Genomic DNA, 26,332 nt, shown 5'->3' on the forward strand with positions numbered 1-26,332 from the left:
GCACCACGACTCCACGCCTGAAGTCACAACACAGGAGCAGAAGTGAAGCGCAGCAAGACTCTCCGCGCTGCGGACGCCAAGGTCGACCGGGAGAAGCAGTACGCCCCGCTCGAGGCCGTCCGTCTCGCCAAGGAGACCTCCGCGACCAAGTTCGACAGCACCGTCGAGGTCGCCTTCCGCCTGGGTGTAGACCCGCGCAAGGCCGACCAGATGGTCCGTGGCACCGTGAACCTCCCGCACGGCACCGGCAAGACCGCCCGGGTCCTGGTCTTCGCGACCGGTGACCGTGCTGCGGCCGCGGAAGCCGCCGGCGCCGACATCGTCGGCGACGACGAGCTCATCAACGAGATCGCCAAGGGCAACCGCCTCAACGAGTTCGACGCCGTTGTGGCCACCCCGGACCTCATGGGCAAGGTCGGCCGCCTCGGCCGCGTGCTCGGTCCCCGTGGCCTGATGCCGAACCCGAAGACCGGCACCGTGACCATGGACGTCGCGAAGGCTGTCACCGAGATCAAGGGTGGCAAGATCGAGTTCCGTGTCGACAAGCACTCGAACCTGCACTTCATCATCGGCAAGGTCTCCTTCTCCGATGAGCAGCTGGTCGAGAACTACGGCGCGGCCCTCGACGAGATCCTTCGTCTGAAGCCGTCCGCCGCGAAGGGCCGCTACATCAAGAAGGCCGCCCTGAGCACCACGATGGGCCCCGGCATCCTGCTGGACCAGAACCGCACCCGGAACCTCCTCGTCGAGGAAGACCCGGCCGCGGTCTGATCAGGCTCGGGCCCCAGGGCTCCGAGCTGAGCCCTACGGCTCGCTGATCGACTGAAAGGGCCCCTCGCCACCCCTCACCGGGCGGCGGGGGGCCCTTTCGCGTCACCGGGCCGCCCGTACGCCCGCGGGACCGCCGTGCCTGCCCGTACGCCTACCCGTAGCCCGCTCGGGCGCCCGAGGGGGCTCACGGGGCCTGTCGGGCGGCCCGGGCGGGCTTGAAGAGCGGCGCCCCGCGAGGGGGCTCCAGGGGCCTCCGGTGACCGATTTGCTCTGGACGGCACCGTTCACGTACTCTTCCGAGGAAGCCAAAGACCGCTGGTCGTTGCCGTGCCTGCAAGGGTGCGGTGGCCGAAGGATCCGCTAACTGCGGACGTCCTGCGCAGGTGACTGTGGAAAGTTCCCGGATTTTCGGTAGAGCTACGCCCTGGCGCCTGCGCCGGGGCGTTTTGTATTTATGCCCCTTCTGAGCGGTCCTCATCACCCGGAAGGAGGCCGACGCACTATGCCGACGCCCAACAAGGCTGCCGCGGTAGCCGAGCTCAAGGACGCGTTCCAGAGCTCGAACGCCGCCGTGCTGACCGAGTACCGGGGTCTCACCGTCGCGCAGCTCAAGACGCTGCGTCGTTCTCTCGGTGAGAACGCCCAGTACGCCGTGGTGAAGAACACGCTGACCAAGATTGCGGCCAACCAGGCCGGGATCACCGCGCTGGACGAGCACTTCGCTGGTCCGACCGCGGTCGCCTTCATCACCGGTGACCCGGTGGAGTCGGCGAAGAGCCTGCGTGACTTCGCCAAGGAGAACCCGAACCTCATCATCAAGGCGGGTGTCCTTGATGGTAAGGCGCTCACCGCTGATGAGATCAAGAAGCTTGCGGACCTCGAGTCCCGCGAGGTTCTGCTCAGCAAGCTGGCCGGCGCGTTCAAGGGCAAGCAGTCTCAGGCTGCCTCGCTCTTCCAGGCGCTGCCGTCGAAGTTCGTCCGCACTGCGGAAGCGCTTCGCGTCAAGCTCGCCGAGCAGGGCGGTGCCGAGTAATTCGGCTCGCGCATTGATCCACGCCGCCTAGTGCGTGGGTCGTAGCGGGCCGTTACGCCCGCCTCTATATACATCCGGCACCTGCCGAATTAGTGGAAGGATCGCCCATCATGGCGAAGCTCTCTCAGGACGACCTCCTCGCCCAGTTCGAGGAGATGACCCTCATCGAGCTCTCCGAGTTCGTTAAGGCGTTCGAGGACAAGTTCGACGTCACCGCCGCCGCGGCCGTCGCCGCCGCCCCGGCCGGTGGCGCTGCCGCCCCCGAGGCCGTCGAGGAGCAGGACGAGTTCGACGTCATCCTCACCGGTGCCGGCGACAAGAAGATCCAGGTCATCAAGGTCGTGCGTGAGCTGACCTCCCTGGGCCTCAAGGAGGCCAAGGACCTCGTGGACGGCGCCCCGAAGCCCGTCCTCGAGAAGGTCGCCAAGGAGGTCGCCGACAAGGCGGCCGAGTCCCTCAAGGGCGCCGGTGCGGCCGTCGAGGTCAAGTAACACCTCTGGGGCCCTCTAGGGCCCCAACCAAGGGCGATCACCCGTAAGGGTGGTCGCCCTTTGGCGTACCCGGAGTGCCTGACTTGCCCCTGTCTCGTTGGGGAGTAGGGTGATCTTCGTTGCTCTGGGGCAGGGTCCTTCGATGATCCGCACGGAGCAGGGGGCCTTGACGAACGGCACGCGGCGCGCAATTCTCAGATCCGTCGTGAGATCGGGCCGTTCGATCCGGGATCCGAGGCATGGATCGGGTCGGTATCGGGCATGGATCGACTACGAAGAGGGCAGTACTGTTACGCGCTCTGTATGCGGAGCCGAAGCGTTGGATGCAGTGTTCAAACGACATGGGGAAGGCCTGTTGCCGGTTTCCGGAAACCTGGTCTGGACATCAGTGAGCCAAGTGGCTACACTGACCCTTTGCGCTGCCTGTTAGCTGCCCCCTGCCCGTCGCCAGGGGCATGCCCACGCATGAGCACACTTGATTGTTCGCCCTGACCTGGTCTTTCGACCGGGGTGGAAGCGCCTGTCTTCTGTGTCAGCTGGGACCGGTACGCGCGTAGTGAGTCCGAGCCCTCGGAAGGACCCCCTCTTGGCCGCCTCGCGCAACGCCTCGACCAATACGAACAACGGTGCCAGCACCGCCCCGCTGCGCATCTCCTTTGCAAAGATCAAGGAGCCCCTCGAGGTTCCGAACCTCCTGGCGCTGCAGACCGAGAGCTTTGACTGGCTGCTCGGCAACGCCGCCTGGAAGTCTCGCGTCGAGTCGGCGCTTGAGAGCGGACAGGACGTTCCCACCAAGTCCGGTCTGGAAGAGATCTTCGAGGAGATCTCGCCGATCGAGGACTTCTCCGGGTCGATGTCGCTGACGTTCCGCGACCACCGTTTCGAGCCGGCGAAGAACTCGGTCGACGAGTGCAAGGAGCGCGACTTCACGTTCGCGGCGCCGCTCTTCGTCACCGCCGAGTTCACGAACAACGAGACCGGAGAGATCAAGTCTCAGACGGTCTTCATGGGCGATTTCCCGCTCATGACCAACAAGGGCACCTTCGTCATCAACGGCACCGAGCGTGTCGTGGTGTCGCAGCTGGTCCGTTCCCCCGGTGTCTACTTCGACTCCTCGATCGACAAGACGTCCGACAAGGACATCTTCTCCGCCAAGATCATCCCGTCCCGGGGTGCCTGGCTGGAGATGGAGATCGACAAGCGCGACATGGTCGGTGTCCGCATCGACCGCAAGCGCAAGCAGTCCGTCACCGTCCTCCTGAAGGCTCTCGGCTGGACCACCGAGCAGATCCTCGAGGAGTTCGGCGAGTACGAGTCCATGCGCGCCACCCTGGAGAAGGACCACACCCAGGGCCAGGACGACGCGCTGCTCGACATCTACCGCAAGCTGCGTCCGGGCGAGCCGCCGACCCGCGAGGCCGCTCAGACGCTGCTCGAGAACCTCTACTTCAACCCGAAGCGCTACGACCTCGCGAAGGTCGGCCGCTACAAGGTGAACAAGAAGCTCGGCGCGGACGAGCCGCTGGACGCCGGCGTGCTCACCACCGACGACGTCATCGCGACCATCAAGTACCTGGTCAAGCTGCACGCCGGTGAGACCGAGACGACCGGCGAGTCCGGCCGTTCGATCGTCGTCGAGACCGACGACATCGACCACTTCGGCAACCGTCGTCTGCGCAACGTCGGCGAGCTCATCCAGAACCAGGTCCGCACGGGTCTGGCTCGTATGGAGCGCGTCGTCCGCGAGCGGATGACGACCCAGGACGTCGAGGCGATCACGCCGCAGACCCTGATCAACATCCGGCCGGTCGTCGCCTCCATCAAGGAGTTCTTCGGCACCAGCCAGCTGTCGCAGTTCATGGACCAGAACAACCCGCTGTCGGGTCTCACCCACAAGCGCCGCCTGTCGGCGCTCGGCCCGGGTGGTCTGTCCCGTGAGCGGGCCGGCTTCGAGGTCCGAGACGTCCACCCGTCGCACTACGGCCGCATGTGCCCGATCGAGACCCCTGAAGGCCCGAACATCGGTCTGATCGGCTCGCTCGCGTCCTACGGCCGCGTCAACGCGTTCGGCTTCGTCGAGACCCCGTACCGCAAGGTCATCGACGGTGTCGTCACGGACGACGTCGACTACCTGACGGCCGACGAGGAAGACCGCTTCGTCATCGCCCAGGCCAACGCCGGCCTGAGCGACGAGATGCGCTTCACCGAGAACCGCGTGCTGGTTCGCCGTCGTGGCGGCGAGATCGACTACATCGCCGGCGACGACGTCGACTACATGGACGTCTCCCCGCGCCAGATGGTGTCCGTCGCGACCGCGATGATCCCCTTCCTCGAGCACGACGACGCCAACCGCGCCCTCATGGGCGCGAACATGATGCGCCAGGCCGTTCCGCTCATCAAGGCGGAAGCGCCGCTCGTCGGCACCGGCATGGAGTACCGCTGCGCGGTCGACGCCGGTGACTCGATCAAGGCGGAGAAGGACGGTGTCGTCCAGGAGGTCTCGGCCGACTACATCACCGTCGCCAACGACGACGGCACGTACACCACGTACCGCGTCGCCAAGTTCTCCCGCTCGAACCAGGGCACCTCGGTCAACCAGAAGGTCATCGTCAACGAGGGTGACCGGATCATCGAGGCCCAGGTGCTCGCCGACGGTCCGGCGACCGAAGAGGGCGAGATGGCCCTCGGCAAGAACCTGCTCGTCGCGTTCATGCCGTGGGAAGGTCACAACTACGAGGACGCGATCATCCTGTCGCAGCGCCTCGTGCAGGACGACGTCCTCTCCTCGATCCACATCGAGGAGCACGAGGTCGACGCCCGTGACACCAAGCTCGGCCCCGAGGAGATCACCCGGGACATCCCGAACGTCTCCGAGGAGGTCCTCGCGGACCTCGACGAGCGCGGCATCATCCGCATCGGTGCGGACGTCGTCGCCGGCGACATCCTGGTCGGCAAGGTCACGCCCAAGGGTGAGACCGAGCTGACCCCGGAGGAGCGCCTGCTCCGCGCGATCTTCGGTGAGAAGGCCCGCGAGGTGCGCGACACCTCGCTCAAGGTTCCTCACGGTGAGATCGGCAAGGTCATCGGTGTCCGCGTCTTCGACCGCGAGGAGGGCGACGAGCTTCCTCCGGGCGTGAACCAGCTGGTCCGCGTCTACGTCGCCCAGAAGCGCAAGATCACCGACGGTGACAAGCTCGCCGGCCGCCACGGCAACAAGGGTGTCATCTCCAAGATCCTTCCGATCGAGGACATGCCCTTCCTTGAGGACGGCACGCCGGTCGACATCATCCTCAACCCGCTGGGTGTCCCGTCCCGAATGAACCCGGGACAGGTCCTGGAGATCCACCTCGGCTGGCTCGCCAGCCGCGGCTGGGACGTCTCCGGCGTGGCCGAGGAGTGGGCCGAGCGGCTGAAGGTCATCGGCGCCGACCGCGTCGAGCCCGGCACCAACGTCGCCACCCCCGTGTTCGACGGTGCCCGCGAGGACGAACTCGCCGGCCTCTTCGAGCACACCATCCCGAACCGCGACGGGGACCGCCTGGTCCTCCCGACCGGTAAGGCGCACCTGTTCGACGGCCGCTCCGGCGAGCCGTTCCCGGAGCCGGTCTCGATCGGCTACATGTACATCCTCAAGCTCCACCACCTGGTCGACGACAAGCTCCACGCTCGGTCGACCGGTCCGTACTCGATGATCACGCAGCAGCCGCTGGGTGGTAAGGCGCAGTTCGGTGGCCAGCGCTTCGGTGAGATGGAGGTGTGGGCGCTCGAGGCTTATGGCGCCGCTTACGCCCTCCAGGAGCTCCTGACCATCAAGTCCGATGACGTAACCGGCCGCGTGAAGGTCTACGAGGCCATCGTCAAGGGCGAGAACATCCCCGAGCCGGGCATTCCCGAGTCCTTCAAGGTGCTCATCAAGGAAATGCAGTCGCTCTGCCTCAACGTGGAGGTGCTGTCCTCGGACGGCATGTCCATCGAGATGCGCGACACCGACGAGGACGTCTTCCGCGCGGCGGAGGAGCTCGGTATCGACCTGTCCCGGCGTGAGCCGAGCAGCGTCGAAGAGGTCTGACGGGCCTGACGGGGGGCTCGCTCAAGAGCCCCCCGTCATCCCCGGGACCGTTCAGACCATGATTGAGACTCGACCCCGAAAGAGGGATTGACGCACAGTGCTCGACGTCAACTTCTTCGACGAGCTGCGGATCGGCCTTGCCACCGCGGACGACATCCGAACCTGGTCCCACGGCGAGGTCAAGAAGCCGGAGACCATCAACTACCGCACCCTCAAGCCCGAGAAGGACGGACTCTTCTGCGAGAAGATCTTCGGTCCTACCCGGGACTGGGAGTGCTACTGCGGCAAGTACAAGCGTGTCCGCTTCAAGGGCATCATCTGTGAGCGTTGTGGCGTCGAGGTCACGCGCGCCAAGGTGCGCCGCGAGCGGATGGGCCACATCGAGCTTGCCGCTCCCGTCACCCACATCTGGTACTTCAAGGGCGTCCCGTCGCGCCTCGGATACCTGCTGGACCTCGCGCCGAAGGACCTCGAGAAGGTCATCTACTTCGCCGCGTACATGATCACGTTCGTGGACGACGAGCGCCGCACCCGCGACCTCCCGTCCCTGGAGGCGCACGTCTCCGTCGAGCGCCAGCAGATCGAGAACCGCCGCGACGCGGACCTCGAAGGCCGTGCCAAGAAGCTCGAGACCGACCTGGCCGAGCTCGAGGCCGAGGGCGCGAAGGCCGACGTACGCCGCAAGGTGCGCGAAGGTGCCGAGCGCGAGATGAAGCAGCTCCGTGACCGCGCCCAGCGCGAGATCGACCGCCTCGACGAGGTGTGGGCGCGCTTCAAGAACCTCAAGGTCCAGGACCTCGAGGGCGACGAGCTGCTCTACCGCGAGCTGCGCGACCGCTTCGGTACGTACTTCGACGGCTGCATGGGCGCCGCGGCGCTGCAGAAGCGTCTGGAGTCCTTCGACCTCGACGAGGAGGCCGAGCGCCTCCGCGAGATCATCCGTACCGGCAAGGGCCAGAAGAAGACCCGTGCGCTCAAGCGCCTCAAGGTCGTCTCCGCGTTCCTGCAGACCAGCAACAAGCCCAAGGGCATGGTTCTGGACTGCGTGCCGGTGATCCCGCCGGACCTGCGTCCGATGGTGCAGCTGGACGGTGGCCGCTTCGCGACCTCCGACCTGAACGACCTGTACCGCCGCGTGATCAACCGCAACAACCGCCTGAAGCGCCTTCTCGACCTCGGTGCCCCCGAGATCATCGTGAACAACGAGAAGCGCATGCTCCAGGAGGCCGTCGACGCCCTCTTCGACAACGGTCGTCGTGGTCGTCCGGTGACCGGTCCCGGCAACCGGCCCCTGAAGTCCCTCAGCGACATGCTGAAGGGCAAGCAGGGTCGATTCCGCCAGAACCTCCTCGGCAAGCGCGTGGACTACTCCGCGCGTTCCGTGATCGTCGTCGGTCCGCAGCTGAAGCTGCACCAGTGTGGTCTGCCCAAGGCCATGGCGCTGGAGCTCTTCAAGCCGTTCGTGATGAAGCGCCTGGTCGACCTGAACCACGCGCAGAACATCAAGTCGGCGAAGCGCATGGTCGAGCGCGGCCGCACGGTCGTCTACGACGTGCTCGAAGAGGTCATCGCCGAGCACCCGGTCCTCCTGAACCGTGCGCCCACGCTGCACCGCCTCGGCATCCAGGCCTTCGAGCCCCAGCTGGTCGAAGGCAAGGCCATCCAGATCCACCCGCTCGTCTGCACCGCGTTCAACGCGGACTTCGACGGTGACCAGATGGCCGTGCACCTGCCGCTTTCGGCAGAGGCGCAGGCCGAGGCCCGCATCCTGATGCTGTCCTCGAACAACATCCTGAAGCCGGCGGACGGTCGTCCCGTCACCATGCCGACCCAGGACATGGTGCTGGGTCTGTTCTTCCTCACCACCGACGGCGAGCTCCGTGACGTCAAGGGCGAGGGCCGCGCGTTCGGCTCGACCGCCGAGGCGACCATGGCGTTCGACAACGGTGAGCTGGCGCTCCAGTCGGCCGTCGACATCCGCTTCCCGGTGGGCACCATCCCGCCGCGGGGCTGGGTGCCCCCGGTCGCCGAAGAGGGCGAGCAGGAGTTCCAGCCGGGTGACAGCTTCCGTCTGCGCACCACCCTGGGCCGCGCGCTCTTCAACGAGCTGCTGCCCGAGGACTACCCGTTCGTCGACTACTCGGTGGGCAAGAAGCAGCTCTCCGAGATCGTCAACGACCTGGCGGAGCGCTACCCCAAGGTCATCGTGGCGGCGACGCTCGACAACCTGAAGGCGGCCGGCTTCCACTGGGCGACCCGTTCGGGCGTCACCGTGGCCATCTCCGACGTCGTCGTGCCCGAGGCCAAGAAGGCCATCGTCGCGGGCTACGAGGCGATGGACGAGAAGGTCCAGAAGCAGTACGAGCGCGGTCTGATCACCAAGGACGAGCGCACGCAGGAGCTCATCGCGATCTGGACCAAGGCGACCAACGAGGTTGCCGAGGCGATGAACGCGAACTTCCCCAAGACGAACCCCATCTTCATGATGGTTGACTCGGGTGCCCGAGGAAACATGATGCAGATGCGACAGATCGCCGGTATGCGTGGTCTGGTGTCGAACGCGAAGAACGAGACCATCCCGCGTCCGATCAAGGCGTCCTTCCGTGAGGGCCTCACCGTTCTGGAGTACTTCATCTCCACGCACGGTGCCCGTAAGGGTCTGGCGGACACCGCCCTGCGTACCGCCGACTCGGGTTACCTCACCCGTCGTCTGGTGGACGTCTCGCAGGACGTCATCATCCGCGAGGAGGACTGCGGCACCGAGCGCGGCCTGAAGCTGAAGATCGCCGTTCGCGGCGAGGACGGCACGCTGCGCAAGGCCGACGACGTCGAGACCTCGATCTACGCCCGCATGCTGGCCGAGGACGTCGTCATCGACGGCAAGGTCATCGCGCCGGCCAACGTCGACCTCGGTGACGTCCTGATCGACGCCCTCGTCGCCAACGGTGTGGAGGAGGTCAAGACCCGCTCGGTCCTGACCTGTGAGTCCGCGGTCGGCACCTGTGCCTTCTGCTACGGACGCTCCCTCGCCACCGGCAAGCTGGTCGACATCGGTGAGGCGGTCGGCATCATCGCCGCCCAGTCCATCGGTGAGCCCGGTACCCAGCTGACGATGCGTACCTTCCACACCGGTGGTGTGGCCGGTGACGACATCACGCAGGGTCTGCCGCGTGTCGTCGAGCTCTTCGAGGCCCGTACCCCGAAGGGTGTCGCCCCGATCTCCGAGGCCGCCGGCCGCGTGCGGATCGAGGAGACCGAGAAGACGAAGAAGATCGTCATCATGCCCGACGACGGCAGCGAGGAGACGGCCTTCCCGATCTCCAAGCGCGCCAAGGTCATCGTCGGCGAGGGCGACCACGTCGAGGTCGGCCAGAAGCTGACCATGGGTGCCACCAACCCGCACGACGTGCTGCGCATCCTCGGCCAGCGTGCGGTCCAGGTCCACCTGGTCGGCGAAGTCCAGAAGGTCTACAACTCGCAGGGCGTGTCGATCCACGACAAGCACATCGAGATCATCATCCGGCAGATGCTGCGCCGCGTGACGATCATCGAGTCCGGCGACGCGGAGCTCCTGCCGGGCGAGCTCGTCGAGCGGTCGAAGTTCGAGACCGAGAACCGTCGTGTGGTCACCGAGGGCGGTCACCCCGCCTCCGGCCGTCCGCAGCTGATGGGTATCACCAAGGCCTCGCTCGCGACCGAGTCGTGGCTGTCGGCGGCGTCCTTCCAGGAGACGACCAGGGTTCTGACGGACGCGGCGATCAACGCCAAGTCCGACTCCCTGATCGGCCTCAAGGAGAACGTCATCATCGGTAAGCTCATCCCGGCCGGTACGGGCCTCGCCCGCTACCGCAACATCCGGGTCGAGCCGACCGAGGAAGCCAAGGCCGCGATGTACTCGGCCGTCGGCTACGACGACATCGACTACTCGCCCTTCGGCACCGGCTCCGGCCAGGCTGTCCCGCTGGAGGACTACGACTACGGCCCGTACAACGGCTGAGTCCTAGGAAGTACGAGGAAGCCCCCCGCCGCTCCGAGAGGAGAGGCGGGGGGCTTCCTCGTACCCGGGGACCGGGCCCGGCCGGCGTCAGGCCCGGACGCGGCGGCGGCGGAGGGTGGCGATCGTGGCCGAGGTCAGGGCCAGGAGGGCCAGGGTGGCGGCGGCCAGGCCCGGGGTGAGGCCCCTCGGGGTGAAGGCGCAGGACACCTTGTCCGTGCCGGGGGGCAGGGGGACCGACACCAGGCCGTGGAAGGAGACCGGGCTGGCGGTCCCGCCGCCCGCGGTGCACTGCCAGCCGGGGACGTCGGTCATCGCGAAGACCGCGGTGCCGGAGGAGCCCTTCGGGAGGGTGGCCTCGATGGAGTGGCCGCCCGCGGAGACCGCCGTGGCGCCGGTGGCGGTGAGGCGGGTGACCGTGTCGGCGAGCGCCGCCCGGTCCAGGCAGCCGATGGGGTGCTCCCCGGCGGTGGCGTTCTGCGTAAGGGTCCTCACGGTCACGTCGAGCACGCCGGACGCGGGGACCTCGCCGAGGCGCAGGACGCCCGTCATCCGGTCTTCCAGGGGCTGCTCGGTGCCCGCGGAGGCGAGGGTGCCGTAGAGCGCGGGGGAGTACCAGAAGGCTTCGGAGCCGGGCGCGCACCGGGCGGCGTAGGTCTGCTCCGTGGCGCTGCCTCCCAGGGTGACCTGCGGGACCCGGTAGACGGTGGCGCCGAGGACGGACTCCTGGTGCGCGTAGACGCTGCCGGCCGGGTTGGGGGAGGCGTAGGCGCCGGCGCGGACGGTGACCAGGGGCGGGGCGGGGAACTTCGAGCCGGTCCAGGTGTCCTGGTCGGAGCCGGGCCGCACGCGCGCGCCGATCGAGAAGATCGCGTCGAGGACGGGGCTGTCGGCGCCGAAGATCGTCCGGCCGTCGTTCTTGTAGCCGTAGCCGAGCGGCTCCAGCGCCTGGAAGGTGACCGCGGGCAGATAGCTGCTGTAGTACTGCGGGCCTTCCGCCCGGAGCGCGAGCGCGTCGTTGTACGAGGTCCGGGGCGCGCCCGAGTCGGTCCGGTAGGCGGGCCAGCCGTCCACGGAGCGGACAGCTTCGAAGTGGCGGGTGATCGACTGGCTGGAGGTGACGACGGGCTTCGCCCAGCGTTCGCGCGAACGGCGGGCGTCGGCGTAGGCCGCGGCGGCCGTCGACTCGGCGAAGACGACGCCGACCATCAGGACCGCGGCCACGGGGACCAGTACGCGGCGCTTCTCGCCCAGCGCCAGCAGGACCAGGGCCAGCAGCGAGACCGCGCCGCCGCCGAGGACCGCGGGCCAGGTGGCGCCGCCGAAGTCGTCGGTGCGGCGGAGCACGAAGGTGGCGGCGACCAGCAGGCCCGCGGTCAGCGCCAGGTGCGGCGGGCGCGGCCGGTTGGCCAGCGACAGCCAGGCGAGGACCACGACCATCCCGCTGAAGACGAAGGCCTCGCGATAGGGATTGCCGTTGGGCACGGCCAGCCCGTGCCACACGTACTGGGTGGGCGGGAACTGGAAGGAGAGGACGACGAGGAGGCTCGCGGCCGCCCACACCAGGCGGGTCCTGCGCGCGACGGCCGTGTTCAAGAGGAAGGACCCGGCCAGGATCAGGCCCAGGGAGGCCACGTACAGCCGGGGCCGGCCGCCCCACAGGTAGGTGCCGGGGAGCATGCCCGTCAGGAACACCTCGATCCGCACCGGATCGAAGGCGGCGGCCTTGGTGGGCTGCGCGGCCCCGCTGGAGAGGAACGACGGCAGGAGGAGCGGGAGCGTGAGCAGGATGCCCGTCGCGGCGGCCGTAGCGGCCCGCCACACGGCGCGCAGCCGCTGCGCGCCGGTCATGTCGAGGACGATCAGGCGGACGGCGAGCAGGACGCAGGCGGCCATCGTCGCCATCATCGCGGTGTAGAAGTTCCCGAACCAGGCGAACGCGACCAGCAGCGCCACTCCGGGCCAGCGGCGCTGCTCCAGGCACCACTCGACGGCGATGCCGAGGAGCGGGAGCGCGACCAGGCCCCACAGCCACATGGGGATGTACGAGGCGTCGCTGAGCGCCCAGCCGCACAGCCCGTACACGGCTCCGAGCAGGCCCCGCTGCCACCACGGGCCGGGGTGCAGCTTGCCGAGGTAGACGCTCATCAGGGCGGCGGCGGTGCCCATCGTCACCGGGGTGACCGCGAAGACGGCGAGGTCCACCTGGGCGCGGGGGACGAGGACGGCCAGCCACGAGAAGGGGTTGCCGAGGTAGGTGTAGTAGTCGGACAGGAACTGCTGGCCGAAGCCGCCGCGCCAGGTGAACAGGACGTCTCCGGCGGCCTGCCCGTGCACGAGGTCCCACAACGCCTGGTGGAAGGGCACGTACTGGTTGGCCTGGTCGTTGATGGCGCGGCCGGTGGCGCCGAAGGGGTGGGAGCCCCGCGCGACCCAGGCCGCGCAGAAGGCGCCCGCGGTGACGAGGAAGGCGAGGACCGGGCCGCCGTACCGTCGCGCGGCGCGGCGACGCGGCGCCGGCCGGTCCTGATCGGGGGGTGGACTGCTTTGCTTCGCGGGCTCGACGGCCACGGTCCCCAATGCTCTGCTCCCTGCTGATCGGCTGTCAGGATCCGCCGCCGCATGCGGCGGTTCGTCCGAATCGTCAGTCTAAGTCGGTGAGGGCGGCGGACCCGTGCGGCCCCAACTCGGGTTGTGGCGGCCGGGATACGGATCCGTGTACCGGACGGGCCGGTTCCTTGCCGGTGCCGCGCGGTGCGCTGCTGGTCGCGGACCTGGCGGGCCGTCATGGCGGCGCCGGGCGTGCGGCGGGCGTTCCTGGCGAGCGACTTGACGGTTGGTCGGGTTGGCTGCGCCGGGGCAGGAGGGGCTGCGATCAGTCGGCGGCGGGTGTGGTGGGACTCCATCGCGTCGCGGAGGCAGGGCAGTTGGGGTGATGACAGTGCCTCGTGCGCCCTGCCCGCCCGCCGTGTCGGTGGCGCGCGCTCGTCCGCCGGGCGCTCGTCGTGGGGGAGGAGGGCGTGGGGGAGGGGGGCGCGGTGGCGGGCGGCGGTCGGCGTCGTGCGGGCACTCCGTGCGCGGCCCGCGGGCTGCACGGCCTCTACGCCGGCCAGGTGGCGGCGACACGGTGGCCCGGCGTGGACGCCGGGGGTGATCGCGTGGGGGACGGCGGGAGGGCCATCGCGAGCGCGGTGCGGACGAGTGTGTGCAGGGTGCGACTTTCGGCTCCGGAGGGGTGGTGCCTTCTTTCGGTCGAACGGTGAGGAGCGGTCGGCCGGTGTACGGGACCTCGGGCCTCCCGCCCCCGGAGGCGCGGCCAGGCCGGCCGGCGTGGGTGTCGGCGCCCTCGGTCCGCCGGGCGAATGCACCGTCCGGGGTGAGGGCGGGGTGCGCGGCGGAGACCACGTCCGGGGGGTGGCGGCCGGGAGGGCGGCGGCCGGGAGGGTGGCGCGCGCCGGAGGGCCACACCCGAGGGTCGGCACGCGCAGGAGCACGTTCCGAGGGCAGTCGGAGCACACGGAGTAGCCCCTCCGAGGGGAGGCGACCTGCGGGGATCACGCCCGAGGGGCTGGGAGATGCGGAAGATCAGGTCCGGGGGTGCGGTGCGCGCGGTGTGAGGCCACGCCCGAGGGGCTGGGGCACGCGCAGGAGCACGTTCCGAGAGCAGTCGGAGCACGTGGAGTAGCCCGTCCGACGAAAGTCGGCGCACGCGGAGGACCTCGTACGAGGGGAGGCGGGAACCCGAGGGCCTCGTACGAGGGGAGGCGGGGCAGGCACGCGGGGCCCACGGGCGGGGGAGGCGGCCCACGTGGCGCGCGGCGGCTGAGCACGTTGAGGGAACGCCGAGCGTGCCGGGGTGCGGGGCGGTGTCGGCGGGGGGTGTGGAACCCGGGTAGGGCGGCTCCTCCGGGGCCGCCGTGCGGGGTCGTCGGCGCGGCACTGGAGCCAGGCGGGGTCGGGGCGACGCAACCTCCGGCGGGCCGGGCCCCTGGACGGGGCCGGGGGTGGCGCATCCTGCGACGGGCCCGCCGCCGGGCAGCCGGGCAGCCGGGCCGCCGGGCCGCCGGGCCGTCGCGGTGGCGGGCGCTGCGCAGGGCCGGCCGTCGCCGGGCCGTCGGGGTGGCGCGGGCCGCCGGGCGGGGGGTGGCTTAGCACACGCGGGCCCCGTCCGCACATCGGAGGGGCCGGATGCCGGCTTCGCCTTGCGGCTACTGGACGGTGGGGCCTCCGGTGCCCCGGGTCAGGGGCTTTTGTTTTGACCGGAGTGGATGCGGTAGGTACGCTCAGACCTTGTGCCTGGGGTGTGCCTGGGCTCCTGTGCGTGTCCATCAACCGCGCTTGAGCCGTATCAGCCACCGCGATCCATGCGTCTCCGTGCTTGCGCGGAGGTCCGCTGGATCCGACACACCCGACCGCGTGGGTCGGCAAATGTTCCAGGTTAGCTTCACTACACGGCACACAGAAACCGGAGAAGTAGTGCCTACGATCCAGCAGCTGGTCCGTAAGGGCCGGCAGGACAAGGTCGAGAAGACAAAGACCCCCGCGCTTGAGGCTTCGCCCCAGCGTCGCGGCGTCTGCACGCGTGTGTTCACGACCACCCCGAAGAAGCCGAACTCGGCGCTCCGTAAGGTCGCGCGTGTGCGTCTGACCTCCGGCATCGAGGTCACGGCCTACATTCCGGGTGAGGGACACAACCTGCAGGAGCACTCGATCGTGCTCGTGCGTGGTGGCCGTGTGAAGGACCTGCCGGGTGTTCGTTACAAGATCATCCGCGGTGCGCTTGACACCCAGGCTGTCAAGAACCGCAAGCAGGCCCGCAGCCGCTACGGCGCCAAGAAGGAGAAGTAGAAATGCCTCGTAAGGGCCCCGCCCCGAAGCGCCCGGTCATCATCGACCCGGTCTACGCATCCCCCTTGGTGACGTCGCTCATCAACAAGATCCTCCTGAACGGCAAGCGCTCCACTGCCGAGCGCATCGTTTACGGCGCCATGGAAGGCCTCCGCGAGAAGACCGGCAACGACCCGGTCATCACGCTGAAGCGCGCGCTGGAGAACGTCAAGCCGTCCCTCGAGGTCAAGTCCCGCCGTGTCGGTGGCGCCACCTACCAGGTGCCGATCGAGGTCAAGCCCGGTCGCGCGGCGACCCTCTCGCTGCGCTGGATCGTGGGCTACTCCCGCGCCCGTCGCGAGAAGACCATGACCGAGCGCCTCATGAACGAGCTCCTCGACGCCTCGAACGGCCTCGGTGCGGCCGTCAAGAAGCGTGAGGACACGCACAAGATGGCCGAGTCCAACAAGGCCTTCGCGCACTACCGCTGGTAGTCCCAACCCACATCGAGACCGAGAGAAGACTGAGCCGATATGGCTACCACTTCGCTTGACCTGGCCAAGGTGCGCAACATCGGCATCATGGCTCACATCGACGCGGGCAAGACGACCACCACCGAGCGCATCCTGTTCTACACCGGTGTGTCTTACAAGATCGGTGAAGTCCACGACGGCGCTGCCACGATGGACTGGATGGAGCAGGAGCAGGAGCGCGGCATCACGATCACGTCCGCCGCGACGACCTGCCACTGGCCGCTCGAGGACGTCGACCACACCATCAACATCATCGACACCCCGGGTCACGTTGACTTCACCGTCGAGGTGGAGCGTTCGCTCCGCGTCCTCGACGGCGCCGTCACCGTGTTCGACGGTGTCGCCGGTGTGGAGCCGCAGTCCGAGACCGTTTGGCGTCAGGCGGACCGCTACGGCGTGCCGCGCATCTGCTTCGTCAACAAGCTGGACCGCACCGGCGCCGAGTTCCACCGCTGTGTCGACATGATCAAGGACCGCCTCGGTGCGGTTCCGATCGTCATGCAGCTCCCCATCGGTGCCGAGATGGACTTCCAGGGCGTTGTCGACCTGGTCACCATGAAGGCGTTCGTCTGGTCCGCCGAGGCGACCAAGGGCGAGATGTACGACATCGTCGACATCCCGGACACCCACAAGGAAGCCGCTGAAGAGTGGCACGCCAAGCTGGTCGAGACGGTCGCCGAGAACGACGACCAGATCATGGAGCTGTTCCTCGAGGGCGTCGAGCCCACCGTCGAGCAGCTGCACGCCGCTGTGCGTCGCATCATCATCGGTTCCAAGGGTGACAAGGGCGCCACGATCACCGCGGTGTTCTGTGGCACGGCGTTCAAGAACAAGGGCGTTCAGCCCCTGCTCGACGCCGTCGTCCGCTACCTCCCCTCGCCCCTGGACATCGAGGCCATCGAAGGCCACGACGTCCGGGACGCCGAGGTCGTCGTGAAGCGCAAGCCGTCTGACGAGGAGCCCCTCGCGGCGCTCGCGTTCAAGATCATGCGCGACCCGCACCTCGGCAAGCTCACCTTCGTCCGGGTTTACTCGGGCCGCCTGGAGGCCGGCACCTCGGTGCTGAACTCCGTCAAGGGCAAGAAGGAGCGCATCGGCAAGATCTACCGCATGCACGCCAACAAGCGTGAAGAGATCGAAGCGGTGGGCGCCGGTGACATCGTCGCCGTCATGGGCCTGAAGCAGACCACCACCGGTGAGACGCTGTGTGACGACAAGGCACCCGTGATCCTGGAGTCCATGGACTTCCCGGCTCCGGTCATCCAGGTCGCCATCGAGCCCAAGTCCAAGGGTGACCAGGAGAAGCTGGGTGTCGCCATCCAGAGTCTCGCGGAGGAGGACCCCTCCTTCCACGTTCACTCGGACGAAGAGACCGGCCAGACCATCCTCGGTGGTATGGGCGAGCTGCACCTCGAGGTGCTGGTCGACCGTATGAAGCGCGAGTTCAAGGTCGAGGCCAACGTCGGCAAGCCGCAGGTCGCGTACCGCGAGACGATCCGCCAGACGGTGGAGCGTCACGACTACACCCACAAGAAGCAGACCGGTGGTACCGGTCAGTTCGCCAAGGTGCAGATCGCGATCGAGCCGATCCTCGAGGCCGACGGTCCGGCGTACGAGTTCGTGAACAAGGTCACCGGTGGCCGCATCCCGAGGGAGTACATCCCCTCGGTCGACGCGGGTGCGCAGGAAGCCATGAAGTTCGGCATCCTCGCCGGCTACGAGATGACTGGCGTCCGCGTCATCCTTCTCGACGGTGGCTACCACGAGGTCGACTCCTCCGAGCTCGCGTTCAAGATCGCCGGTTCGCAGGCCTTCAAGGAGGCCGCGCGCAAGGCTTCTCCCGTGCTCCTCGAGCCGATGATGGCCGTCGAGGTCACCACGCCGGAGGAGTCCATGGGTGACGTCATCGGTGACATCAACTCCCGCCGTGGCCAGATCCAGGCCATGGAGGAGCGTCACGGAGCTCGCCTCGTGAAGGGCCTCGTGCCCCTCTCGGAGATGTTCGGCTATGTCGGAGACCTCCGCAGCAAGACCTCGGGTCGCGCCAGCTACTCGATGCAGTTCGACTCCTACGCCGAGGTTCCCCGGAACGTCGCCGAGGAGATCATCGCGAAGGCCAAGGGCGAGTAACTCTTCCGAGTACACGCTTTAGGCTTGTCACCGGAGCCTCTGGGGCAACAGGAGCAACCCTCCTTTGCCCCGGAGGAACCGGCTTTCCAGCAAAGATCACCTGGCGCCGATGAGCAAGGCGTACAGAACCACTCTCCAGGAGGACCCCGTGGCGAAGGCGAAGTTCGAGCGGACTAAGCCGCACGTCAACATCGGCACCATCGGTCACATTGACCACGGTAAGACGACCCTCACGGCCGCCATTACCAAGGTGCTGCACGACGCGTACCCGGACCTGAACGAGGCCTCGGCCTTCGACCAGATCGACAAGGCTCCTGAGGAGCGCCAGCGCGGTATCACCATCTCGATCGCGCACGTCGAGTACCAGACCGAGGCGCGTCACTACGCCCACGTCGACTGCCCCGGTCACGCGGACTACATCAAGAACATGATCACCGGTGCCGCGCAGATGGACGGCGCGATCCTCGTGGTCGCCGCCACCGACGGCCCGATGCCGCAGACCAAGGAGCACGTGCTCCTGGCCCGCCAGGTCGGCGTCCCCTACATCGTCGTCGCCCTGAACAAGGCCGACATGGTGGACGACGAGGAGATCCTGGAGCTCGTCGAGCTCGAGGTTCGCGAGCTCCTCTCCGACTACGAGTTCCCGGGCGACGACCTTCCGGTCGTCCGCGTCTCCGCGCTGAAGGCGCTCGAGGGCGACAAGGAGTGGGGCGAGAAGCTTCTCGGCCTCATGGCTGCCGTCGACGAGGCCATCCCGACCCCGCCGCGTGACACCGAGCTGCCGTTCCTCATGCCCGTCGAGGACGTCTTCACGATCACCGGTCGCGGTACCGTCGTCACCGGCCGTATCGAGCGTGGTGTCCTGAAGGTCAACGAGACCGTCGACATCATCGGTATCAAGGAGACCAAGACCACCACCACGGTCACCGGTATCGAGATGTTCCGCAAGCTGCTCGACGAGGGTCAGGCGGGCGAGAACGTCGGTCTGCTCCTCCGTGGCATCAAGCGCGAGGACGTCGAGCGCGGCCAGGTCATCATCAAGCCCGGTTCGGTCACCCCGCACACCGAGTTCGAGGCCCAGGCCTACATCCTGTCGAAGGACGAGGGTGGCCGTCACACCCCCTTCTTCAACAACTACCGTCCGCAGTTCTACTTCCGTACCACGGACGTCACGGGTGTCGTCACCCTGCCGGCCGGCACGGAGATGGTCATGCCGGGCGACAACACCGAGATGACGGTCTCGCTGATCCAGCCGGTCGCCATGGAGGAGGGCCTGAAGTTCGCCATCCGTGAGGGTGGTCGTACCGTGGGCGCCGGCCAGGTCACCAAGATCACGAAGTAATTCGTGTTCTGACCTGGTAGCTCGTGCGAGCGAGCACCATGTTTGACAGGAGGGCCCCTTCCCCGTCGTTCGCGCGACGGGGGAGGGGCCCTTCGTCGTACCCGCCGCGTCCGGGGGGCACGCGAAGAGGGCCGCACCCGTGGGGGTACGGCCCTCTCCTGTACGCCGTGTCGTGCGCGGCGGCGGTCAGTTCACCCGCAGGGACTCCGTGAACTCGATGCAGGCGCCGTGGTCGGGCAGCAGGCCCGACGCGATGGCGTCGGCCAGCGACGGGGCGGCCTCGTCGCGGGCGGACAGCAGCGGGACGTCCGCCGGCCAGTCGATGCCCAGGTCGGGGTCGAGCGGGTGCACCGAGTGCTCGCCCGTCGGGTTGTACGTCTCCGAGCAGAGGTAGGACAGCGTGGCGTCGTCGCTCAGCGCGCAGAAGCCGTGGCCCATGCCCTCGGGGATGTAGACCGCACGACGGTCCACGTCGTCCAGGCGGACGCCCTCCCAGCGACCGAAGGTCGGGGAGCCGACCCGCAGGTCCACGATGGCGTCGAGCACGGCGCCGCGCACGCAGGTGACGTACTTGGCCTGGCCGCGCGGGACGTCGGCGAAGTGGATGCCGCGCACCACACCGCGCTGGGAGACCGAGAGGTTCGCCTGGGCGAGGTTCAGCGGGTGTCCGACGACCTCGGCGAGGCGGTCGAAGCGGTACCACTCCATGAACATGCCGCGCGGGTCACCGTGCTGCTGAGGGGTGATCTCGAAGACGCCCCCGATGGAGAGTTCACGGAACTTCACCGGGCGGCCTCCTCTTCGAGCAGGCCGATCAGGTAGTCGCCGTAACCGCTCTTGGTGAGCGGCTCGGCCAGCGCGCGCAGCTGCGCGGAGTCGATCAGACCCGCACGCCAGGCGGCCTCCTCGATGCAGCCGATCTTGAAGCCCTGTCGCTCCTCGATCACGCGCACGAACTCCGAGGCCTGCACCATCGAGACGAAGGTGCCGGTGTCCAGCCAGGCGGTACCGCGGTCGAGGATGGTGACATTCAGCTCACCGGCCTGCAGGTACGCGTCGTTGACCGCGGTGATCTCCAGCTCGCCGCGGGCGCTGGGCTTCAGGCCGCGGGCGATCTCCACGACGCGGTTGTCGTAGAAGTAGAGACCCGGCACGGCGTAACGGGACTTGGGCTCGGCCGGCTTCTCCTCGATGGAGATGGCCTGGCCGTTCTCGTCGAACTCGACCACGCCGTACGCCGTCGGGTCCGCCACCGGGTACGCGAAGACCCGGCCGCCCTTGGAGTCGGTGTGCTCGGCCAGGCGGGTGCCGAGGCCACTGCCGTGGAAGATGTTGTCGCCGAGGATCAGCGCGACGGAGTCGTCACCGATGAAGTCGGCGCCGAGCACGAACGCCTGGGCGATGCCCTCGGGACGCTCCTGTACGGCGTATTCCAGCCGGATGCCGAACTGCGAGCCGTCGCCGAGCAGCCGCTCGAACTGGTCGCGGTCGTCCGGGGTGGTGATGACGAGGATCTCGCTGATCCCGGCCATGACCAGGGTCGAGAGCGGGTAGTAGATCATCGGCTTGTCGAAGACGGGGAGCAGCTGCTTCGAGACTGCCCGGGTCAGCGGCCAGAGTCGGGATCCGGTGCCACCGGCCAAGAGAATTCCACGCATGGGGCCAACCCTATGCGAGAGCGCCGGAGCTACGAGTTCCGGGCCGGTAACGGTGTGGGCGGGCGGCCTTGGCGCTGTGGGCGGGCGGCTAGACTGTTTGTATTATGCGCATCCTTGTGACCGGCGGCGCCGGCTTCATCGGTTCAGAATTCGTCCGCCAGCAGCTCGGTTCGGACCCCTCGGCCCAGATCACCGTCTTCGACAAGCTGACGTACTCAGGCGTCGAAGCCAACCTCGCCCCGGTCGCCGGTCACCCCGGCTACGCCTTCGTCAAGGGTGACATCTGCGACGCCGAGGCCGTCGACCAGGTGATGGCCGGCCACGACGTCGTCGTGCACTTCGCGGCCGAGTCCCACGTGGACCGCTCGATCGCCGGCGCGGGGCCCTTCGTGATGACCAACGTCGTGGGCACCCAGGTCCTCCTGGACGCCGCCCGCAAGCACGGCGTCGGCCGCTTCGTCCACATCTCCACCGACGAGGTGTACGGCTCGATCAGCGAGGGCTCCTGGACCGAGGAGTGGCCGCTGGTGCCCAACTCCCCGTACTCCGCCTCCAAGGCCTCCTCCGACCTGCTCGCGCTGGCCTACGCCCGCACGCACGGCATGGACGTCGTCGTCACGCGCTGCTCCAACAACTACGGGCACTACCAGTTCCCGGAGAAGGTCATCCCGCTGTTCGTCTCCAACCTGATGGACGGCAAGAAGGTCCCGCTGTACGGCAACGGCGGCAACGTGCGCGACTGGCTGCACGTCTCCGACCACTGCCGCGGCATCGACCTGGCGATGCGCAAGGGTCGCGCCGGCGAGGTCTACAACATCGGCGGCGGCGTCGAGCTCACCAACAAGGAGCTCACCGGCGTACTGCTGGAGGCCGCCGGCCTCGGCTGGGACATGGTCGAGCGCGTCGAGGACCGCAAGGGCCACGACCTGCGCTACTCGATCGACATCAGCAAGATCGGCTCCGAGCTGGGCTACGCCCCGCAGGTCACCTTCGAGGAAGGCATCGCGGCGACCATCGACTGGTACCGCGAGAACCGCGCCTGGTGGGAGCCGCTGAAGGCGAAGGCAGCGCTGCAGAAGTGACCTCGAACCCCGCCGGCGCGCGCTGGCTCGTCACCGGCGCGGCCGGCATGCTCGGCCAGGACGTCCTGGCCGTCCTCAAGGACGCCGGCATCGAGGCCGAGGGCCTGCGCCGCACCGATCTCGACATCACCGACCCGGCCTCCGTCCGGGCCGCCGTCGAGGGCGCGGCCGTGGTCGTGAACTGCGCCGCCTGGACCGACGTGGACGGCGCCGAGACGGCCGAGGAGGCCGCCACCGCCGTCAACGGCACCGGCGTGCGCGTACTGGCCGAGGCCTGCGCCGCGGCCGGAGCCCGCCTGCTGCACGTCTCCACCGACTACGTGCTGCCCGGCGACGCCTCGCAGCCGTACGCCGAGGACGCCGCGACCGGACCGGTCAACGCCTACGGCCGTTCCAAACTGGTCGGCGAACAGGCCGTCGCCGAACTGCTGCCGCAGGACGGCTACGTGGTCCGCACCGCATGGCTGTACGGCGAGCACGGCCCGAACTTCGTCGCCACGATGCTCAAGCTGGCCGCCCAGCGGGACACCCTGGACGTGGTCGACGACCAGCACGGCCAGCCCACCTGGTCCTACGCGCTGGCACGCCGCCTGGTCGAGCTCGGTACGGCCGCACTGGACGGCCGCGCCCCCGGCGGGGTCTACCACGGCACCGCGAGCGGCCGGACCACCTGGTTCGGGCTGGCCCGCGAGACCTACCGGCTGAGCGGGCTGGACCCCGAGCGGATCCGGCCGACCGACTCCACCGCGTTCGTGCGTCCCGCGGTCCGCCCGGCCTTCAGCGTGCTCGCGCACGAGCGCTGGGCCCGGGCCGGGCTGGCCCCGCTCGCCGACTGGCGAGAGCAGCTGGCCGAAGCCCTGACCCGCCCGTCCTTCGAGGCGCCCGCCGGCGCGGACCGCAGGGGCAGCGCGGAGTGAGGACCCTGCTGGGCAAGATCACCGCGGCCCTGCCGCCGGGCACCGTCGCGGTGGCCGGCGGCACCGTCGTGCTCGGCGCGGCCTCGTACGTCCACCTGGGCGTGGCCGGCCACAGCCTGTCGACGGAGGCCATGGCCAACGTCTCGGTGCTGTGGACGATCGTCATGGCGATCGGGCTCGGCATCTTCTTCCCCGTCGAGCAGGAGCTCACCCGGATCGTCGCCGCCCGCGCGGTCGACGGCCACGGAGCCGCCCCCGTCCTGCGGCGGGCCACCCTGCTCACCGCGGGCATGCTCGGCGCGACCCTGCTCGTACTCGCCGCCGGCGCGGGCCCCATCGCGGACCTGCTCTTCCACGGTGACCGCGGCCTGGTCGCCGCCCTCGGCGGCGCCTTCACCGGCATGGCCGTCTGCTACCTCACCCGCGGTGTCCTGGCCGGCCTCGGCCGGTTCGGCGCGTACGGCACCCAACTCGCCGTCGACGGCGGGCTGCGGATCGTCCTCGCCTTCGGCTGCGCCGTCTTCGGACTGCACACCGCGCTCGCCTTCAGCCTCGTACTGGCCGTCGCGCCCGTCGTTGCGGCCCTGGTCACGCTGCCCGCGCTGCTGCGCGCGGCGGAGCCCGGCGAGGAGATCGGCTGGCGCGAGCTGTCCGCCGGGCTGGGCCTGCTGATCTGCTCGACCCTACTCTCCCAGGTCGTGGTCAACGCCGCGGTGATGAGCACCAAGCTGCTGGCGCCCACCGACAGCGTGCTGATCGCGGCCCTGCTGAACGCGCTGGTGCTGGCCCGGGTGCCGCTCTTCGTGTTCGGCTCGCTCCAGGCCTCGCTGCTCAACGGCCTGAGCGCCGCCTACCAGGCGGGCGACCGGGCCGCGTTCTCCGCGATGCTGCGCCGGATCGGCGCCGTGGTCGGGGCGCTCGGCCTGCTCGGCGGCGTCCCCGCCACCGTGTTCGGCCCCTGGCTGATCGGTGTCCTCTTCGGCGCCGAACCGGCCCTGGGCTGCTTCGACTTCTTCCTGTTGTCCACGGGCACCGTGGCGTACATGTTCGCGATGGTGCTCGGCCAGGCGCTGATGGTATTCAAGCGGCACAACCTGCAACTGCTCTGCTGGGCCGTCGGTACCGCCGTGCTGGTCGGCGTCACCTTCGCCCCGGGTGACGTGGCTCTCCGTGTGATCCTGGCCTACGCTCTCGGATCTCTGGCCACAGTGCTCGCTATGCTGACGGCGCTGCGACTGGGGTTCCCGGGCGCGGCCTCGGGAGGCGCTCCCGAAGCCGCCGAAGGCCCCGGGCAGACGGATGCCGCGAGCCCCCTGGGCGCCGCCGCGGGCAGGGAGTGACCATGGCCGCCTCCGAAGTACCACCGATCCCCGGGCACTCGCATGTGCCACGTTCCGCTGGAGTTACCGTGTCTCAGTACGACGATGTCTGGCTGGTCATACCGGCCTATAACGAGGGCCAGGTGATCGCCGATGTCGTCGAGGGAGCGCGCAAGACCTTTCCGAACATAGTCGTCGTCGACGACGGCAGCTCGGACGACTCCGCCAAGCACATCGCGACCACGGGCGCCCACCTGGTGCAGCACCCGGTCAACCTCGGCCAGGGAGCTGCCCTGCAGACCGGCCTGAAGTACGCGCTCTCCCAGCCGGGTGCCCGCTACTTCGCCACCTTCGACGCGGACGGCCAGCACCAGACCGACGACGTCGAGAAGATGGTCGCGGTGCTGCGGGACGGCGAGGCCGACGTGGTGCTCGGGTCCCGCTTCATCGAGCAGAACGGCCAAGTCCCGTGGATCAAGCGGGTCGTGCTGCGCACGGCCGCGGCCGTCAGCCCGACCGCCCGCAAGCTCAACCTCACCGACTCGCACAACGGCCTGCGCGTCCTGGGCCGCGAGGCGGCCGAGCAGCTGCAGATCACCCACAACGGCATGGCCCACGCCTCCGAGATCGTCGGCTACCTGGCCGGGTCCGGACTGCGCGTCGTCGAGGTCCCCGTGGACATCCTCTACACCGAGTACTCGCGCGCCAAGGGTCAGTCCCTGATCAACGGCGTCAACATCCTCTTCGACATCACCCTGCGGGAGCGTGGCCGCCGATGAAGTACTTCTGGATCCAGCTGGTCCTCATCCTGGGCTCCGTCTCGCTGGCCCTCATGTTCATACGCAACTGGGACCAGGCCAAGACCCGCGCCTGGAAGCGCATCGCGTTCTCGGTCTTCGTCCTCGTCAACGTCTACGCCGTCCTGCGGCCGACCGACGTCACCTGGCTCGCACACCAGCTCGGCGTCGGCCGCGGCACCGACCTGGTGCTGTACGTGATGGTCCTTGCCATGGGCTTCCTCACCCTCAACACCTTCCTGCGTTTCCGCTCGCTGGAGAAGAAGATCACCGACCTGGCCCGGACGGTGGCCCTCAGCGAGGGCGCGCGGCACAACGACGAGCGCCTCGGCGGCGACGCCTCCAAGCCGGCCGCTCCGGCCGCGCCCGCGGTGTCCGCGGCACCCGCCGAGCCCGCGGCGGCCGAGCCCGCAGACTCCGTCAAGGCCTGAGGAATCGCCGTGGTGACCTTCGACTTCATGCTCCCCTACTACGGGGACGTCCAGCTGATGCAGGACGCCGTCCGCAGCGTCCTGGCGCAGACGGATCCGGACTTCCGGCTCGTCGTCATCGACGACGGCAAGGAGCCGGACGTCCCAGGCTGGTTCGCGGAGCTCGGCGACGAGCGGGTCCACTACACCCGCAACGAGCAGAACCTCGGCATCACCAAGAACTTCCAGAAGTGCGTACGGCTCTCCGAGGCCGACTACGTCGTCATCATGGGCTGCGACGACCTGCTGCACCCGCACTACCTGGAGACCGTCCGAGGGATCACCGCGGCCCACCCGGGCATCGGCATGGTCCAGCCCGGCGTCGAGGTGATCGACGGCGACGGCGTGGTGACGCAGGGCCTGGCGGACAACACCAAGAAGCGGCTGTACGCACCGCCGGTCAAGGGCAGCCGGCTGATGGCCGGTGAGGAGCTGGCCGCCAGCGTGCTGCGCGGCAACTGGCTCTACTTCCCCTCGATCGCCTGGCGCGGCGAGGCGCTGCGCGAGGTGAACTTCCGGGACGACTACTCGGTGATCCAGGACCTCGCGCTCGTGGTCGACCTGCTCGAAGGCGGAGAGCAGATGGTCGTCGACAACTCCACCACGGTCTTCCAGTACCGCCGGCACGCCGTCAGCGAGTCGTCGGTCCAGGCCTTCTCCGGCACCCGGTTCACCGAGGCCGAGCGGTACTTCTCCGCGGTGGCCGCCCGCATGGACGCCCGCGGCTGGCCGAAGGCGGCCCGCGCCGCACGCTTCCACAGCGCCTCCCGCCTGCACGCCCTCACGATGCTCCCCGGGGCGCTGCGCCGCGGACACCGCGACGGCGCCCGCACGTTGGCCCGGCACGCCTTCACCTCCGGCCAGAGCTGAGCCGTCCGCACCCGCGTGTGCGAGAGGTC

Annotated in this window: 18 protein-coding genes; 15 read left to right on the plus strand and 3 right to left on the minus strand. The window is 68.6% G+C overall.

Features of this window, described 5'->3' with window-relative positions:
- Positions 1 to 42 precede the first annotated feature (42 nt).
- From rplA to ACFWBY_RS08290, 5 genes are all read left to right on the plus strand, one after another.
- On the plus strand, positions 43 to 771 hold the full coding sequence (rplA, locus tag ACFWBY_RS08270) for a 50S ribosomal protein L1 (RefSeq protein WP_385340711.1): 729 nt from the start codon (positions 43 to 45) through the stop codon (positions 769 to 771).
- Positions 772 to 1,273: 502 nt separating this feature from the next.
- Complete coding sequence (rplJ, locus tag ACFWBY_RS08275; RefSeq protein ID WP_112450591.1) at positions 1,274 to 1,804, plus strand: 50S ribosomal protein L10; 531 nt, start codon at positions 1,274 to 1,276, stop codon at positions 1,802 to 1,804.
- Positions 1,805 to 1,914: 110 nt separating this feature from the next.
- Entirely contained in the window at positions 1,915 to 2,295 is a 381-nt protein-coding gene (gene rplL, locus ACFWBY_RS08280; RefSeq protein ID WP_385340714.1) for a 50S ribosomal protein L7/L12, read from the plus strand.
- Positions 2,296 to 2,881: 586 nt separating this feature from the next.
- Positions 2,882 to 6,364, plus strand: a complete 3,483-nt coding sequence (rpoB, locus tag ACFWBY_RS08285; protein WP_385340716.1) for a DNA-directed RNA polymerase subunit beta — start codon at positions 2,882 to 2,884, stop codon at positions 6,362 to 6,364.
- 97 nt (positions 6,365 to 6,461) lie between these two features.
- Positions 6,462 to 10,361 carry a DNA-directed RNA polymerase subunit beta' gene (locus tag ACFWBY_RS08290; protein WP_385340718.1) on the plus strand — a complete coding sequence of 1,300 codons (3,900 nt, stop codon included), beginning with the start codon at positions 6,462 to 6,464 and terminating at the stop codon, positions 10,359 to 10,361.
- A gap of 87 nt (positions 10,362 to 10,448) precedes the next feature.
- Here the strand turns inward: ACFWBY_RS08290 and ACFWBY_RS08295 are convergent, their stop codons facing one another.
- Entirely contained in the window at positions 10,449 to 12,929 is a 2,481-nt protein-coding gene (locus ACFWBY_RS08295; protein WP_385340719.1) for a YfhO family protein, read from the minus strand.
- Between the two features lie 1,905 nt (positions 12,930 to 14,834).
- Between ACFWBY_RS08295 and rpsL the strand changes: the two genes are divergently transcribed.
- The 4 genes from rpsL (at position 14,835) to tuf (ending at position 19,190) form a co-directional block, all read left to right on the plus strand.
- Positions 14,835 to 15,206: a 30S ribosomal protein S12 gene (gene rpsL / locus ACFWBY_RS08300; protein WP_007265893.1), complete on the plus strand. Its 372-nt coding sequence runs from the start codon at positions 14,835 to 14,837 to the stop codon at positions 15,204 to 15,206.
- 2 nt (positions 15,207 to 15,208) lie between these two features.
- Entirely contained in the window at positions 15,209 to 15,679 is a 471-nt protein-coding gene (gene rpsG, locus ACFWBY_RS08305) for a 30S ribosomal protein S7 (RefSeq protein WP_214946861.1), read from the plus strand.
- A 39-nt stretch (positions 15,680 to 15,718) separates the two neighbouring features.
- Positions 15,719 to 17,848 (plus strand): elongation factor G, encoded by a 2,130-nt coding sequence (gene fusA / locus ACFWBY_RS08310; RefSeq protein ID WP_385335912.1) that lies wholly within the window; start codon positions 15,719 to 15,721, stop codon positions 17,846 to 17,848.
- A 148-nt stretch (positions 17,849 to 17,996) separates the two neighbouring features.
- Positions 17,997 to 19,190 carry an elongation factor Tu gene (tuf, locus tag ACFWBY_RS08315; protein ID WP_385335910.1) on the plus strand — a complete coding sequence of 398 codons (1,194 nt, stop codon included), beginning with the start codon at positions 17,997 to 17,999 and terminating at the stop codon, positions 19,188 to 19,190.
- Between the two features lie 186 nt (positions 19,191 to 19,376).
- Here the strand turns inward: tuf and rfbC are convergent, their stop codons facing one another.
- Both rfbC and rfbA read right to left on the minus strand, forming a co-directional pair.
- Entirely contained in the window at positions 19,377 to 19,976 is a 600-nt protein-coding gene (gene rfbC / locus ACFWBY_RS08320) for a dTDP-4-dehydrorhamnose 3,5-epimerase (RefSeq protein WP_385335908.1), read from the minus strand.
- On the minus strand, positions 19,973 to 20,848 hold the full coding sequence (gene rfbA / locus ACFWBY_RS08325) for a glucose-1-phosphate thymidylyltransferase RfbA (protein ID WP_385335906.1): 876 nt from the start codon (positions 20,846 to 20,848) through the stop codon (positions 19,973 to 19,975). The genes rfbC and rfbA overlap by 4 nt, the downstream gene beginning before the upstream one ends.
- Before the next feature lie 104 nt (positions 20,849 to 20,952).
- Between rfbA and rfbB the strand changes: the two genes are divergently transcribed.
- From rfbB to ACFWBY_RS08355, 6 genes are all read left to right on the plus strand, one after another.
- Entirely contained in the window at positions 20,953 to 21,930 is a 978-nt protein-coding gene (rfbB, locus tag ACFWBY_RS08330) for a dTDP-glucose 4,6-dehydratase (protein WP_385335904.1), read from the plus strand.
- A 47-nt stretch (positions 21,931 to 21,977) separates the two neighbouring features.
- Complete coding sequence (gene rfbD / locus ACFWBY_RS08335) at positions 21,978 to 22,847, plus strand: dTDP-4-dehydrorhamnose reductase (RefSeq protein WP_385335924.1); 870 nt, start codon at positions 21,978 to 21,980, stop codon at positions 22,845 to 22,847.
- Positions 22,844 to 24,187, plus strand: a complete 1,344-nt coding sequence (locus ACFWBY_RS08340) for a lipopolysaccharide biosynthesis protein (RefSeq protein WP_385335902.1) — start codon at positions 22,844 to 22,846, stop codon at positions 24,185 to 24,187. Before rfbD ends, ACFWBY_RS08340 begins: the two co-directional genes overlap by 4 nt.
- 68 nt (positions 24,188 to 24,255) lie before the next feature.
- Positions 24,256 to 24,945, plus strand: coding sequence for a glycosyltransferase family 2 protein (locus tag ACFWBY_RS08345; RefSeq protein WP_385335900.1), 690 nt, complete (start codon positions 24,256 to 24,258; stop codon positions 24,943 to 24,945).
- Complete coding sequence (locus ACFWBY_RS08350) at positions 24,942 to 25,394, plus strand: DUF2304 domain-containing protein (RefSeq protein ID WP_385335898.1); 453 nt, start codon at positions 24,942 to 24,944, stop codon at positions 25,392 to 25,394. Before ACFWBY_RS08345 ends, ACFWBY_RS08350 begins: the two co-directional genes overlap by 4 nt.
- 9 nt (positions 25,395 to 25,403) lie before the next feature.
- Positions 25,404 to 26,303 carry a glycosyltransferase family 2 protein gene (locus ACFWBY_RS08355; RefSeq protein WP_385335896.1) on the plus strand — a complete coding sequence of 300 codons (900 nt, stop codon included), beginning with the start codon at positions 25,404 to 25,406 and terminating at the stop codon, positions 26,301 to 26,303.
- Positions 26,304 to 26,332: the final 29 nt, after the last annotated feature.

Origin of the sequence: Streptomyces sp. NPDC060049, from assembly GCF_042736715.1 — a bacterium.
In the GTDB taxonomy this organism is placed as follows: Bacteria; Actinomycetota; Actinomycetes; order Streptomycetales; family Streptomycetaceae; genus Streptomyces.